This window comes from Pseudofulvibacter geojedonensis (genome assembly GCF_042675745.1).
Taxonomy (GTDB): Bacteria; Bacteroidota; Bacteroidia; order Flavobacteriales; family Flavobacteriaceae; genus Pseudofulvibacter; species Pseudofulvibacter geojedonensis.
This window is the reverse complement of sequence record NZ_JBHTJM010000009.1, coordinates 473,633-488,398: the sequence shown is the minus strand read 5'-3', so window position 1 is coordinate 488,398 and position 14,766 is coordinate 473,633. Positions and strand designations below refer to the sequence as shown.

13 protein-coding genes are annotated in these 14,766 nt (G+C 30.3%); 11 read left to right on the top strand and 2 right to left on the bottom strand.

Going from position 1 to position 14,766, the window contains the following annotated elements; genetic code table 11:
• The first annotated feature begins 56 nt into the window (after window positions 1-56).
• The 9 genes from ACFQ1O_RS11810 (at window position 57) to ACFQ1O_RS11770 (ending at window position 9,213) form a co-directional block, all read left to right on the top strand.
• On the top strand, window positions 57-716 hold the full coding sequence (locus tag ACFQ1O_RS11810; protein ID WP_377716227.1) for a class I SAM-dependent methyltransferase: 660 nt from the start codon (window positions 57-59) through the stop codon (window positions 714-716).
• Between the two features lie 4 nt (window positions 717-720).
• A complete protein-coding gene (locus ACFQ1O_RS11805; protein WP_377716226.1) occupies window positions 721-1,740 on the top strand; it encodes a serine hydrolase domain-containing protein in 1,020 nt (339 codons plus the stop codon).
• 65 nt (window positions 1,741-1,805) lie between these two features.
• The gene (asd, locus tag ACFQ1O_RS11800) at window positions 1,806-2,693 is read left to right on the top strand and encodes an archaetidylserine decarboxylase (protein ID WP_377716225.1); all 888 of its coding nucleotides are present in this window, start codon (window positions 1,806-1,808) and stop codon (window positions 2,691-2,693) included.
• Between the two features lie 9 nt (window positions 2,694-2,702).
• On the top strand, window positions 2,703-4,226 hold the full coding sequence (locus tag ACFQ1O_RS11795; protein WP_377716224.1) for a phospholipase D-like domain-containing protein: 1,524 nt from the start codon (window positions 2,703-2,705) through the stop codon (window positions 4,224-4,226).
• A gap of 50 nt (window positions 4,227-4,276) precedes the next feature.
• Window positions 4,277-5,074: a hypothetical protein gene (locus tag ACFQ1O_RS11790; RefSeq protein WP_377716223.1), complete on the top strand. Its 798-nt coding sequence runs from the start codon at window positions 4,277-4,279 to the stop codon at window positions 5,072-5,074.
• Between the two features lie 51 nt (window positions 5,075-5,125).
• Window positions 5,126-5,503, top strand: a complete 378-nt coding sequence (rnpA, locus tag ACFQ1O_RS11785) for a ribonuclease P protein component (protein ID WP_377716222.1) — start codon at window positions 5,126-5,128, stop codon at window positions 5,501-5,503.
• 132 nt (window positions 5,504-5,635) lie between these two features.
• Window positions 5,636-6,403 (top strand): T9SS type A sorting domain-containing protein, encoded by a 768-nt coding sequence (locus tag ACFQ1O_RS11780; protein ID WP_377716221.1) that lies wholly within the window; start codon window positions 5,636-5,638, stop codon window positions 6,401-6,403.
• Window positions 6,404-6,642: 239 nt separating this feature from the next.
• On the top strand, window positions 6,643-8,268 hold the full coding sequence (locus tag ACFQ1O_RS11775) for a S41 family peptidase (RefSeq protein WP_377716220.1): 1,626 nt from the start codon (window positions 6,643-6,645) through the stop codon (window positions 8,266-8,268).
• A gap of 96 nt (window positions 8,269-8,364) precedes the next feature.
• Entirely contained in the window at window positions 8,365-9,213 is an 849-nt protein-coding gene (locus ACFQ1O_RS11770; RefSeq protein WP_377716219.1) for an OmpA family protein, read from the top strand.
• Between the two features lie 9 nt (window positions 9,214-9,222).
• On the opposite strand, the gene ACFQ1O_RS11765 is transcribed toward ACFQ1O_RS11770, so the two are convergent.
• Together ACFQ1O_RS11765 and rpiB are read right to left on the bottom strand one after the other, a co-directional pair.
• Entirely contained in the window at window positions 9,223-9,663 is a 441-nt protein-coding gene (locus ACFQ1O_RS11765; protein ID WP_377716218.1) for a GNAT family N-acetyltransferase, read from the bottom strand.
• Window positions 9,663-10,091: a ribose 5-phosphate isomerase B gene (gene rpiB / locus ACFQ1O_RS11760; protein WP_377716217.1), complete on the bottom strand. Its 429-nt coding sequence runs from the start codon at window positions 10,089-10,091 to the stop codon at window positions 9,663-9,665. The genes ACFQ1O_RS11765 and rpiB overlap by 1 nt, the downstream gene beginning before the upstream one ends.
• 333 nt (window positions 10,092-10,424) lie before the next feature.
• On the opposite strand from rpiB, the gene ACFQ1O_RS11755 reads away from it, so the two are divergent.
• Together ACFQ1O_RS11755 and rnr are read left to right on the top strand one after the other, a co-directional pair.
• Window positions 10,425-12,251, top strand: a complete 1,827-nt coding sequence (locus ACFQ1O_RS11755; protein ID WP_377716216.1) for a hypothetical protein — start codon at window positions 10,425-10,427, stop codon at window positions 12,249-12,251.
• A 196-nt stretch (window positions 12,252-12,447) separates the two neighbouring features.
• Complete coding sequence (rnr, locus tag ACFQ1O_RS11750) at window positions 12,448-14,664, top strand: ribonuclease R (RefSeq protein WP_377716215.1); 2,217 nt, start codon at window positions 12,448-12,450, stop codon at window positions 14,662-14,664.
• The last annotated feature ends 102 nt before the right edge of the window (window positions 14,665-14,766 follow it).

Sequence of the window (14,766 nt, the reverse complement as noted above, 5' to 3'; positions counted from 1 at the left end):
GCTTCTAAAACTATTTACTACTTTTAAAGCAATAATATCTGGTTATTTTTTTTGGTATGGATGAAAAATTAAAAACCCAATTAGGCATTGAAGAAAACAAACCTACAGATTGGTTTGAAAAACTATACGCTAGCTCTAACAAAGAAGGAGAAGGCATTCCTTGGGCTCATATGAGTACCCATCCTTTATTTAAAAACTGGATAGAACAAAACCAAAACATTGGTAAAGGCAAAACAGCCTTAGTTATTGGCTGCGGAATGGGTGATGATGCTATTGAACTAGAAAACAACGGATTTAAAGTTACTGCATTCGATGTTTCTAATAGTGCCATTAAATTATGTAAAAAACGATTTCCAGAATCTAAAGTAAAGTTTGTTCAGGCAGATTTAATTAAAGGAATTCCTGAATGGAATCAAAAATTCGATTTTGTATTAGAAATATTTACAATTCAAGCACTTCCTCCTAAATATGAGGATACTTTAATTAAACATATTGCTGATTTTGTTGCTGACAAGGGAAAACTAGTTTTGATAACAGAAATACAAAATGAAAAACGATCTTTTGAAAAAGGTCCGCCTTGGCTTTTAAATAAAAATTATATTACTTCTTTTGCAGCTCATGGCTTAAAACCCATTTTTAATATTAACAATTCTGAACCAGAAATAGGTGATGAAATTCACCTAAGCATTTTTCAAAAAATAGATATACTTCAATAAAAATATGCCTAGAAAAAAAATTATACAAATTTTACTGCTTGTAGGAACAATCATCTCTTTATATTTTGTTCCGTGGATTTTGGTAAAAGCTTGGATTTTACCTTTACCTAAAACTATTCAAGAACAAGTAGACAAATCTATTAACCTAGGTTTTGATGGGACCATTGTTTATGTAGATCAGGCTGGTAAAGCACCTGAGTTGTATACTGCTGGTTGGCATAATCGAGAACATAAAATATCTGCAAAACCAGATGCTCTATATAAAATTGCTAGTATTAGTAAGTTATATGTTGCAGTAGCTATTTCTAAATTAGTAAGCAATAATCGTCTATCTTTAGATAAAACTCTAGCCGAATATTTTCCAGAATTAAAAGAAAGAATTCAGTACGCCAATCAAATCACTTTAAGGATGATGGTGCAGCATAGAAGCGGCATACCTAACTTTACCAATTATCCAAATTATTGGGAAAACCCTCCTAATAATTACAATGGTAAGCTAAATTTAATACTAGATGCTCCTGCCAGTTTCAAACCTGGTGAGGACTACGAATATTCTAATACAAACTATTTATTAATTCGTCAACTTATTGATAAAACTCTAGGTTATAGTCGAAATCAATACATAAAAGATGAAATATTAGTTCCTCTCCAATTAAACAATACATTTTTTTCTTTAGATGAAGTAGATCTTGATAAGGTAATGAGTGGCTACCACATAGGTTACGATTTAGATTTAAAAACAGAAGAACAAGGAATGTTAGCTACTGCTCAAGATGTTGGAGTATTTTTGAGAGCTTTAAACAATGGTTCAGTATTTAAAAATGGAGAACAAGAAATCTATTCAAAAATATATAAATACGAACATTCTGGTTGGGTTCCAGGATACCAAAGTTTTGCAGAGTACCATCAAGATATAGATACCGTTATTGTACTATTTAATAATACTACAGATGCTAAACTATATATGTGGAATCTATCAGAAATTATACTAAATCGTATAGCAAAAATTATAAAGAAAAGATAAACCTTATCTTCATATTTTAAAAAAACTATATTTGTCTATCTAAGCATTAGAGAACTATCTAACCCATGAAAATGAAATCAATTACATTTCTTGATAGAACAACTGGAAAAACCATAACAGAAACTCCTCCTTCTGAAGGTTTATTAAAGTTTTTATATGATAATCCTTTTGGTAAGACAGCCGTTTTACCACTAGCTAAACGTAAACTGATTTCAGAAATTTATGGACGAAAAATGAACAAAGCTGCTTCTACAAAAAAAATTACTGGCTTTGTAAATCAATTAGGAATTGATATGTCTGAATCTGTAAAATCTATAGAAGAGTTTACTTCGTTTAACGACTTTTTTTATAGAAAGTTAAAACCAAATGCTAGACCTATTGGCAGTGGTTTTGTTTCTCCTGGAGATGGTAAGCTTTTAGCTTTTGAAAATGTTTCAGACGTACATAACTTTTTTGTTAAAGGAAGAAAATTTACCCTTCCTGAGTTTTTAAACGATGCTAACTTAGCTGAAAAACATAAAGACTCATCTATGTTAATTCTTAGATTAGCTCCTAACGATTACCATCGATATCATTTTCCTTATGCAGGAACTCCTTCAGAAATGACAAAAATAAAAGGTCATTACTATTCGGTTTCTCCATATGCATTGGCTAGTAACTTTACCAAAGTATTTTGCGAAAATAAACGCGAGTATTGCCTATTAGACACTCCAGATAAAGGCGAAATGGTTATTGCTCCTGTTGGGGCTACAATGGTAGGAAGTATTATAGAAACTTACCATGCTAATCAACCTGTAAAAAAAGGAGATGAAATGGGGTACTTTGCTTTTGGAGGTTCTACCATAGTAGTACTGGTAAACAAAAACAAACTTACCATAGATGCAGATATCTTAGAAAATACCCGAAACAAAATAGAAACATTTGTAAAAATGGGCGAGACTATCGGACAATAAATTTGGATTGTGGTTTTAAAACTTAACTACTTATTATTAATCTTACTTTTTATTTCTTGCTCACAAGAAAAGAAAGAATCTATTAACACCCCATCTGATTTTTGCTCTAAAATTCACAGGAATGATTCCTTAAGTCTTAGTACAGAACTCGAGCCTGTAAAAGAATTAATGAAATCTAAAACGGGTGTATATGTTTTAGAAGACGGAAGTGGTTCTATGGTTGCTAGAGCATGGTTAAGTGAATATGCAGAAAAAACCATCGATATTCAATACTTTATTTTCTCTACAGATAATGTTGGACTTATAGCTTGTGATTATTTAGTTAGAGCTGCTGATAGAGGTGTAAAGGTTCGTATACTAGTTGATGATATTATGGTTGACGCTGATGAGCAAGATGTTTTAGCTCTTAACGCTCACGAAAACATTAATATTAAAATATACAACCCAGGGGTTAACTTAGGAAAAAATCTTTACAGCAGGGTTAAAAAGTTTGCTACCGATTTTACTGTTGCCAATCAGAGAATGCACAATAAAGTTTTTATGGTTGATGATAAGGTAGTTATTACTGGTGGTAGAAATATAGCTGATGAATATTTTGATTACGATCATCGATACAACTTTAGAGATAGAGATGTTTTGTTGCTAGGAAAAGAAACAAAAAATATTGGTAAATCTTTCAATCATTTCTGGAATAGCTCATTGAGTATAAATGCCCATTTAGTTATTGAAAATTCTAAAAAAGAAAAAACCAACTTTAATCAGCTACATGAATATGCTTGTAATCCAGATAACTTTTGGCCTCAAGTAAGAAAAAGGATTGAAAACTTACCCGACACCTTTAAAAACATTCAACAATCTGGTGAACTGGTTTGGCTAGATCATGTAGAATATGTTTCCGATTTTCCTGGGAAAAATGATGGTAGTGAAGGTTTAACAGGTGGAGGAAAATCTACTGATGCTTTAATTAATTTGGTTAAAAATGCTCAATCTTCTATAGACATTCAAACTCCATACTTAATAACCACAAAACTGGGTCAAACCTTATTTAAAGAAGCAACCAATAGAGGGGTTAAGATTAGAATTCTCACCAATAGTCTTGCTTCTACAGATAATGTTGAAGCTTTTAGTAGTTATCAATCTAATAGAAAAGAACTTTTAAAAACTGGAGTTAGAATTTTTGAATTTAAGCCTAATGCTGCCATTAGAACCCAACTATTAACTGGAGAAATTCAAGATACCTTGCAACATAAACCTATATTTGGTTTGCACGCTAAAACAATGGTTGTAGACAAAAAAACAACCGTTATAGGGACTTTTAACTTAGATCCTAGAAGTGCCAACTTAAATACCGAGTGTATTACTATAATTCCTTCAAGAAAAATTGCTAAAGGTGTCTTACAAGGTATGGAAGAAGAATTTAAACCCGAGAATGCTTGGGAAACAACTTTAGATTTTAATCCAGATAACCAAGTGAGTAAATACAAACGCCTAAAAACTTGGTCTAGAAAAATTATACCTAAAGAGATTTTATAATACTCACAATGGTATAAATTTTGATTCATAACTGGAAATTATTTCTAGCTATGCAACCAATATTTAAACTGTTAATCATTACACTCTTTTTTAGTCAAATAAATTTCGCTCAGAGTAAATTAAAAAAAGCTAAGAGTAATCTTTCTGATAATTCTTTTACATCTAATACTAGTACAACAAGTAATTCTAGTAGTTCTTCTAGCTCTAAAAACACTTTTTTAGTTGACTTATTAATTGAACCCATAATATGGATTGGAACACATACCGTTCTAGGTGAGGCAGAAGATAGATCAATAGTTCCTTTCCCGTATTACAATGGCTATCAAGGAGAATATAGTACAAACTACAAGCAAGAAAACTATAAAAACAGTTTATTACATATAAACAGTTATTATATAAGTAGTAAAGACGCCGTAAAAGGACTTAATATTGATGTAAATTATCGCTTTACCCCACTAATTGGAGCAGAATTAAAACACTTGCATTTATTTGAAAAATACTTTGGAGAAACAGAATACTTAGATATTAGTTCTTTGCTCTTCAATTACTATAGAATTCGAGAAAAATATGTAACGGCTTATTGGGGTATCGGGTTATCTTATATTGCTAATGAAGTTAAAAAAGTTGGTTTTTCATATGCAACTGGAATAGAAATATTCCCTGTAAACCCAATTAGTTTGTCGTTTACTTGGCAACAAAATTTTGTAAATGCTCAAGCCATTAATGAATTAAAATTACAATTGAATTATCATATCAAACAATTTAGTCCCTTTATTGGTTATTACAATTACAATCTAGCTGGCGTTAAAAACCCTTCTATAGGTTTTGGTTGTAATTACAGATTCTAAGTTTTATGGTTTTTCAATTCTTATTGCACTAGACTTTTTTATTTTTACCGAATGAATCAATCTTTTCAAAACATAGAAAAGCTAAAAAGTAAAAAGCTGATAGACGAATTATTTCGTAACGGACAATCAGTTAATGCTTTTCCTGTTAAGATGATTTATGCAAAAATTCCGTTTGAAGATGCCGTAAAATTAAAAGCTGGAGTTTCTGTTTCAAAAAGAAATTTTAAAAAAGCTGTAGATCGTAACCGCATTAAAAGATTACTACGAGAAAGTTACCGCCTTCATAAGGCTTCGTTAATAGAAAAGCTAGACACACAATATGTGTGCATGTTTTTGTATCTTGGTAAAGAGGAACCTAATTTTGAGTTTGTAGAATCCAAAATGAAAAAGGTTTTACTAAAGTTTACAGAAAGAGAAGAACTATCTTAATTTGATTTTTTTGAGCATTTCAATGAAGGTCTAAATAATTACTTTTTTATCCCCTAAGAGGAATAACATATCCCATTTTTTAATAATAACTATTCACTCTTTTATAATTATGCTTTTTAATTAAGCTTAATCATGAAAAAAGAACTATTATTTATTTTTGTGTTATTAATATTTTATAATTCAAAAGCACAAACACCAATTTTTAACCCCTCAATGACTATTGTTGAATACAATGTGCTCAACTCGCCCTCTGGTGAGGAAGTAGATAAAATTATTGATGGAGATATCAATACTAAATTATTAGATTTCGACGAAACAGATGGTACTGGCTTTACTGTAGATTTGGGTGGCACTAGCAGAATAGCAACTTCTATAGAAATTACGACTGCTAATGATGCTGAAGGTAGAGACCCTCAAGACTTTGAGGTTTTGGGTTCTAATGACGGAACTAATTTTACTAGCATAGCTTCAGGTGTTATTCCTTGTATATCTACTAGATTTTTTAAACGAACTTTAACGTTTACTAATAGTACATCCTATTCTTATTATAGAATCAATTTTTCTGATAACGAATGTAATAATGTCGAAGGAATTATTCAAGTTGCAGAAGTACAATTAATCGAACCTAATTTAAACATAAGTGAAAACTATTTATCAGATAATAACTTAAAAATTCACCCCAATCCATCAAGAGGCAACTTTAAAATAAATTATTCCGGTAATGAAAAACTTTTAAGCGCTAGGGTATATAATCTTACTGGAAAGTTTATTAAAAATATTGATATGAGCAACTTTAGTGAGCAACAGAATATTTATCTAAAAAATGTTACCTCAGGGGTTTACTTTATTCATATTACTTCAAGTAATTCAACCGTCATTAAAAAAATAGTAATCCTATAATTTTTTAGCAAAAAACTTTTTATAAAAGGCACTATGAATAAATACTCATAGTGTCTTTTCTTTTTTAATTAAAACTTTGTTAATATAAAAGAGATGAGCTAATATATTTACTTGTTTTTGTATCTTGGTAGAGATGAGCCTAACTTTGAGTTTATACAAAACAAAAAGTTTTGCAAAACTTTAAAGAAAAGAAGAAATATAATCAGCAGATTTTGCTGCTGCTATTACAACATAATTATATGAAATCACTACTAAAAAAGAGGGTTTTGATTCCAGTTTTAGCTATCGGAATTTTTATCTCAACCTCAGCATTTAAAAACGACTTTTTTGAAATTGCTAAACAAATAGAAATCTTTACTACTTTGTTTAAAGAGCTCAACATGAACTATGTTGATGAAACCAACCCTGGTGATTTAATGGATACTGCTATAAAAAGCATGTTAAACGATTTAGATCCTTATACTAAGTTTCATAACGAACAAGATGTAGAATCTTATAAGATTAATAACTCTGGAGAGTATACTGGAATTGGTGCTGGAATTAACAGAAAAAATGGACGATTATTCGTTACTGAACCATTTAAAGATTATCCTGCAGATAAAGCAGGCTTAAAAGCTGGTGATGAAATTATACAAGTAGATAATATAAAAGTATCCGATTTTAAAGAAGATACTGGAACTTTATTAAAAGGAGCTCCAAATTCAACTGTAGAAATAACTTATTTACGACAAGGAAAAGAACATAAAACAACTTTAACTAGATCTGCAATAGACATAGACGCTGTTCCTTTTTCAAAGAAAATTAATGAAAACACCGGATACATTGTTCTTAAAAAATTTAATAGCAAAGCTTTTGCACAAACTAAAAAAGCTGTTGTAGATTTAAAAACCGAAGGTGCTACACAATTAATTTTAGATTTAAGAGGTAATCCAGGAGGGCTTTTAAGAGAGTCTATTAGAATTGTAAACCTTTTTGTGCCAAAAGGAGAAGTAATAGTTACCACTAAATCTAAAGTTAAAAAGTACAATAAAGTCTATACAACCAAAGATGATCCTTTAGATACAGAAATTCCGTTAGTTGTATTGGTAAATGGAAGCAGTGCTTCTGCAAGTGAAATTGTTTCTGGAGCATTACAAGATCTAGATAGAGCTGTTGTTATAGGTTCTAGAAGTTTTGGAAAAGGATTGGTACAACGTCCTAAAAAATTAACTTATGGAACTCAATTAAAAGTAACTATTTCTCGTTATTACACTCCTTCTGGAAGATGTATTCAAGCTTTAGATTATTGGAATAGAGATGAAAAGGGAAATGCTGTAAAAACAAAAGAAAAAGATTATAATGCCTTTAAAACTAAAAACGGAAGAACTGTCTATGATGGTGGAGGTGTAGATCCAGATATTAAAATAGATAATGAATCTTTAAGCAATATCTCTAAAGCACTTATACAAGAACAAATTCTATTTAATTTTTGTACTGATTTTTATTATAAAAACTCTTTTAACGATTTAAGTTCTTTTACTTTTACTGATAAGGATTACGAATCTTTTAAGCAATTTGTTATTAACAGTGACTTTAATTACAAAACTAAAACCGAAAAGCTTTTAGAGCGATTAAAAAGCCAAACTGAAAAAGATGAAATTGGTGTAGAGCAAGATATAAAAAACCTTGAAACAGCTATTGTAAATGCTAAAAACAACGCCTTAAACACTCATAAAGAAGAACTAAAATCTTTACTTGCAGACCAGTTGGTAATGCGTTATTTTTATAGAGAAGGTTTGTATCATTATCACATTCAAAATCATGAAGCCATTCAAAAAGCAATTGCTATTATGAATAGTAAAGAATATCAAAACATATTAAAATAATTTTGGCACTACTTTTGTCTAGTTTACTTACTGGATAACGAACTGTCTACACTAGTACTAAAATTTTGTGTAGATTTGTAGCAAACCCCATTGAGTATGAAACATTTTTACGTATGCCTTTTTCTTTTAGTTTCTTCTATATCTCTTGCTCAAAAACAACATAGAGATATCAATGTATATTTCGATACGGCTATTTATACTTTAAACGATAAAGAAAAAAGTGCCCTTAAAAATTTTATAGAAAACTTAGGCCAAGAAAAAATCATAGAAATAACCATGTATGGTTATACAGATGACAGAGGATCAGATGAATACAACATGAATTTATCTATTAAAAGAGCTAAGCATGTTAAAAATGAATTAATTCGTTTAGGAGTAAATGAAAGTCTCTTCAAAATTGTCAAGGGTAAAGGAGAAGTTGTAATTAGAAAATTTGATGAAGTAGAAACCGATATTATTCGTGGTTTAAATAGAAAAGTTACTGTAGATATTAAAACCATTATACCAAAGCCTAAGGTAAATGAAACTTTAATACAAAATAAGCTTGTAGAACCTTTTAATATAGGTGATCGTTTTGTTTTAGAAAACATTCACTTTCAAGAAGGATATGCTTGGATTACCGAAAAGTCATTCCCTCACTTGCGTAAACTAGCTCAAATCTTAACAGATAATCCTGAATTATATATTGAAATTCAAGGTCATGTTTGTTGTACTCGATATGGTAGAGATGCCATAGATCGTAAAACCAAAAAGCAAAATCTATCGCACACAAGGGCTAAAGCGGTTTATAGTTATTTAAGACGTAAAGGAATAGCAAAAGATAGAATGCGTTATAAAGGAATGCGTAGAACCGTACCTCTAGGTAAAGGAGCAGAATACGATAGACGTGTAGAAATTATTATTAAAAATATTGTAAAAAACAGAAGATATAAAGCCAACTACTAGTTGGCTTTTTTATTTAACCATATTCACATGAGGAATCCCATCTTCTAAATAGCCTTCTCCTTCTTGAGTAAAACCATGAGACTCGTAAAACTTTAGTAAATAAGTTTGGGCAGATATACGAATTGTTGTTTCGTCATACCCATCTTTTATAGCTGCTAAAGTTTCTTTTATTAAATCGTGACCAAAACCATATGAACGAGCAGATTCTTTAATAATTACTCTACCAAAACTAGCTTCCTTAAAATAATCGTTTGGTTTAAAGCAACGAGTATAAGCAACCAGTTCTTTCTCTTTATATCCTAAAATATGCAATGCTTTTTGATCTTTTCCATCTATATCTTGATATGCGCAGTCTTGCTCAACTACAAAAACTTCTGAGCGTAACTGTAATACATCGTATAATTCCTCAATAGAAAAGTCAGTAAAAGAAAGTCGTTTCCAGGTAAGCATTAACAAGAAATTTTATCAACTCTATTTTGGTGTCTCCCACCTTCAAAAGCTGTATCTAAAAATGTTTCTACCATACCTAAAGCTTGCTGTAAAGATGTATAACGAGCAGGTATACTTAAAATATTTGCATCGTTATGCAAACGCGTTAACTCTGTAATTTCTTTAGTCCAACATAAACCAGCACGAACATTTTTATACTTATTCGCAGTCATAGAAACTCCGTTTCCACTACCACAAATTAAAATACCAAAATCTACTTTGTTACTGTCTACATCTTGTGCAACTGGATGTACAAAATCTGGGTAATCTACACTAGAATTTTCATTAGTACCGTAATTAGTTACAGCAATTCCTCTAGACTCTAATAATTTTATGACTTCGAATTTGTATTCTGTTCCAGCGTGATCATTTCCAATAGCAATTTTCATTTCTGTAGTTTTTGTGTTGTCTAGGCACAAAAATACAGCAATTAATTGAAAGAAAACGGATTTATAGAAACGTTATAATTTTGAGTATAGTTAACCTTTTCCTTAGAAGAGGCTTTCGTAAGAGAATTATTAATCTTTCTAATAGAGAAGAATGTCCCTATTACAAGGATAACAATAAAAAAGATGATTATTTTATATATTTTCTTCACTTAAATAACTACGTTACATCTATATAGACGCTCAATTCAACGAAATGTTACAGTTTTCTTAAAAAAAATGTAAGAAATGTTAATTTTTACCGAGTACCTTTGTAATACCAAATTTTATGAAGGCATGAGGAGAATAACATTTTTACTCACTCTATCTCTATGTGCTTTGTTTACTTTTTCTCAAAATACTGCTATCCCAGACAGTAATTTTGAGCAAGCACTTATTGATTTAGGTTATGATACTATATTAGACGGTCAAGTTTTAACCGCTAATATTAGCAATGTTATAGAATTAAACATTGAAAATAAAAATATTGCTGATTTAAAAGGAATACAAGATTTTACATTATTAAGGCGATTATATTGTCAAGGTAATGCTTTAACTTTTTTGCCTATAAATACTAATACAGAATTAAGAACTGTTAACTGTAACAACAATTTAATTATCAGTCTAAATATCAGTAATTTATCATTACTTAAAAAATTCTTCTGTAACAATAACAATCTTAGCTCAATAAACATTAGTAATAATGTAAATCTTAGAAACTTTCAATGCAGGAATAATAACATAAGTACCCTAACTTTAGGTATGAATACAGACCTCAAGTTTATCAATGCAAAAAATAATACAATCTCAAGTTTAGACCTAGCAAACTTAACTAGCCTAAAAACACTAAATATTAATAATAATGCAGTAAATAATCTAGATTTATCTAACAATACTAACTTAAAAAAGCTTTTTGTTAATGAAAATAATTTATCCGATTTAGATGTAAGTACAAATATAGATTTGATATATCTCTATGCAAATAAAAACAACATTAGCTCTATAAGTATTAGTAACAATCAGGCTTTAGAAAGGTTATTTATAAACGAAAATAATTTATCTAGTTTAGATACTTCAACTAACACTGCTTTAGAGTGGTTATACTTTAACTATAATTCAGTAACCAATATTAACTTATCAAATAACATCAATTTAAATCGTTTATTCTGTAGAAATAATTCATTAACTTCTCTAAATGTGCAAAATGGTAATAATATAAATATTGCTAATAACCGCTTTAAAATTCAAAACAATCCCAATTTGAATTGTGTTTTGGTTGATGATGCTATTTATTCCACCTCTAATTGGACGAATAAAGATTCTCAAACTAGTTATAATGATGTTGGTTGTGACATTTATTTATCTGCCAAAGTTTACTTACAAGGAGCTGCTTTAAATCCTAATGTAGGAGAAGAAAATTTAATGCGAGATGATTTAAGAGCTCAGGGAATGTTACCAAATATTACTCCTTATACAGATGGTAAAACCTGTAACTCAAACATATTTAACATAACTGGTCCAGATGCTATTGTAGATTGGGTTTGGGTGGAACTAAGAGATAAAAACGACAGTTTTTCTGTACTACAGAATACTTCAGCGTTATTACAAAGAGATGGAGATATTGTAAATACAGACGGAGTATCTGCCCTAAGTTTTAATACAACTTCAGATGATTATTATATTTCTATAAAGCATAGGAATCATTTAGGTGTTATAAGCAACAACACTATATTCTTATCCGAAAACAATACTAACTTAAACTTTACAGATGCTAATAATCAAATTACTAATGGTATAGACGCTCAAAGTAATTATGGAATGCCAAACGGAATTGTTGCCATGTGGGCTGGTAATGCCAACAATGATACTTCGGTAAGGTATTTAGGTTCTGGTAATGACACCAATGCAATTAAAGATCAAATTTTAGCAGAAATTGGTAATTCAACCAATAGTAATTTATACTCATTTTCTGGTTACGCATCAGGAGATATAAACCTAGATGGAGTAACCAAATATCTAGGATCTGGTAATGATACTAATATTTTAAAAGATATTGTATTAGCTCATTTAAATAATCAAACATCTCCTTCAAACTTATATTTAATTCAAGAACAATTGCCATAATTATTTATATAATAATATCTTTTATACATCTATTTTACAATTTAATAATCTATAAAGAGATTCTTTTTTGTAATTTGGGTGAAGATTTTGAGTATCGTCTTAATTTGATACCCTATCTAAAATAATTACGAGGCTAAAAACACCTCACAAAATGAAAACTCGTATTAGGAATATGAGATTAATGAAAAAAGAATAAATGCCAAGAAAAAAGAAAAAAGTAAAGAATAAGATTCCTAACCTTACCAATACCATCCTTAAAATATTAAAAAAGGATCCAAAAAAAACTTATAATTACAAACAAATAGCTGCTAAACTCGGTGTAAATGACCCTAGTAGTAGAAATCAAATCATAAAAAAACTACGTCAGCTCCAAGTAAAAGACAAAATTAAAGAAGTAGAACGTGGTAAATTTAAAATAGTTGCTTTAGACAACTCTTATTTTACTGGAAAAGTAGATATGGGAAGTCGAGGAAATGCTTATGTAATTTGTGAAGAACTAGACGATGATATTTTTATTCCTCAAAACAATGTAAATCAAGCTTTACATGGAGATGAGGTTGAAGTTTACGTATATAGAAGAAGAAGAAACAATAAATTAGAAGGTGAGATTATTAATATAATTGAACGTTCTAAAACAGAGTTTGTAGGTGTTTTACAAATGCAAAAAAACTTTGGATTTGTAGTCTGCGATAGCCCAAAAATGCATGTAGATATTTTCATTCCAAAAAACCAAACTCTAGATGCAGAAGACGGAGATAAAGTTTTAGTAGAGATTAAAGATTGGCCAGAAAAAGCCGATTCTCCTTTTGGAAAAATAATTCAAGTATTAGGAAAACCTGGAGAGCATAATACCGAAATACATTCTATTTTAGCAGAGTATGGATTGCCCCATGAGTTTCCTGAAGCTGTAGAACGTTATGCAAACACATTAGATACAAGCATTACTCCAGAAGAAATTAGTAAGCGTAGAGACATGCGTACTACACCTACCTTTACCATCGATCCTAAAGACGCTAAAGATTTTGATGATGCCTTATCTTTTCAAATTCTGGAAAACGGAAACTATGAAATCGGAATTCACATTGCAGATGTTTCTCATTATTTAAAAGAAGGAACCGTGTTAGATGATGAAGCTTACGAACGTGCCACTTCTGTATATTTAGTAGATAGAGTAGTGCCTATGTTGCCTGAAATATTAAGTAACGGCGCTTGTTCTTTACGTCCACACGAAGAAAAATACACTTTCTCTGCGGTTTTCGAAATGAACGATAAAACACAAATTATCAATCAGTGGTTTGGTAGAACTGTTACCTATAGCGATGCACGTTTTGCTTATGAAGAGGCTCAAGCTATTATTGAATCTAATGGATCTTTAAATGGAACAGATACTTCTTCAATAAATACTACAATACCTGCTAATGTTTCTCTTACTGGAAAAGAATACCAAGCAGATAAACACATTGCATTTGCTGTTTTAAAATTAGATGAGCTAGCTAAAAAAATGCGTAATCAGCGTATGAGAGATGGCGCAATTTCGTTTGATAAAGTAGAAGTGAAATTCCAATTAGACGAAGAAGCCAATCCTACTGGTGTGTATTTTAAAACGTCTAAAGATGCTAATAAACTAATTGAAGAGTTTATGTTGTTAGCTAACAGAAAAGTATCTGAATTTATCGGAAAGCAAAACAAAACCTTTGTTTATAGAATTCACGATGAACCAGACAGTGAAAAACTAGGAAACTTACAAAATGTAATAGCTAAATTTGGATATAAATTAGATTTTAGAACTCCAAAAACTATAACAGCATCTTTAAATAAATTATTACACGATGTACAAGGAAAAGGAGAGCAAAATATGGTAGATACTTTAGCCATACGCTCTATGAGTAAAGCCGAATATTCTACAGACAATATTGGTCATTACGGATTGGCTTTTCCTTACTATTCTCATTTTACATCACCTATTCGTAGGTATCCAGATGTAATGGTACACAGGTTATTACAACATTATATAGACCAAGGAAAATCTGTAGATGCAGAGACTTATGAAGAAAAAAGCAATCATTGCTCTCATATGGAAAACTTGGCCGCTAAAGCAGAAAGAGATTCTATAAAGTACATGCAAATTAAGTTTATGCAGGACCATAAAGATGAAGAATTTGTTGGAGTTATTTCTGGTGTTACTGAATGGGGAATTTATGTAGAAATTGTCTCTAATAAGTGTGAAGGTATGGTTCGCATTAGAGAAATAAAAGACGATTACTACACTTTTGATGAAAAACAATATGCTTTAGTGGGAGAAACTACTAAAAACCTATATCAATTAGGTGATGAGGTTATTGTAAAGGTTAAAAATGCCGACTTGATAAAGCGCCATTTAGATTTTAATTTGATTGGCAAAGTAGAAGAATAAGCCTTAAAGATATTACTTGTAAACCACAAAGAAATGAAAATTTCATACCTATTTCTTACTTTATTTTGTTTTCTTTTTTTAACAAATTGTAAAAATGAGAAA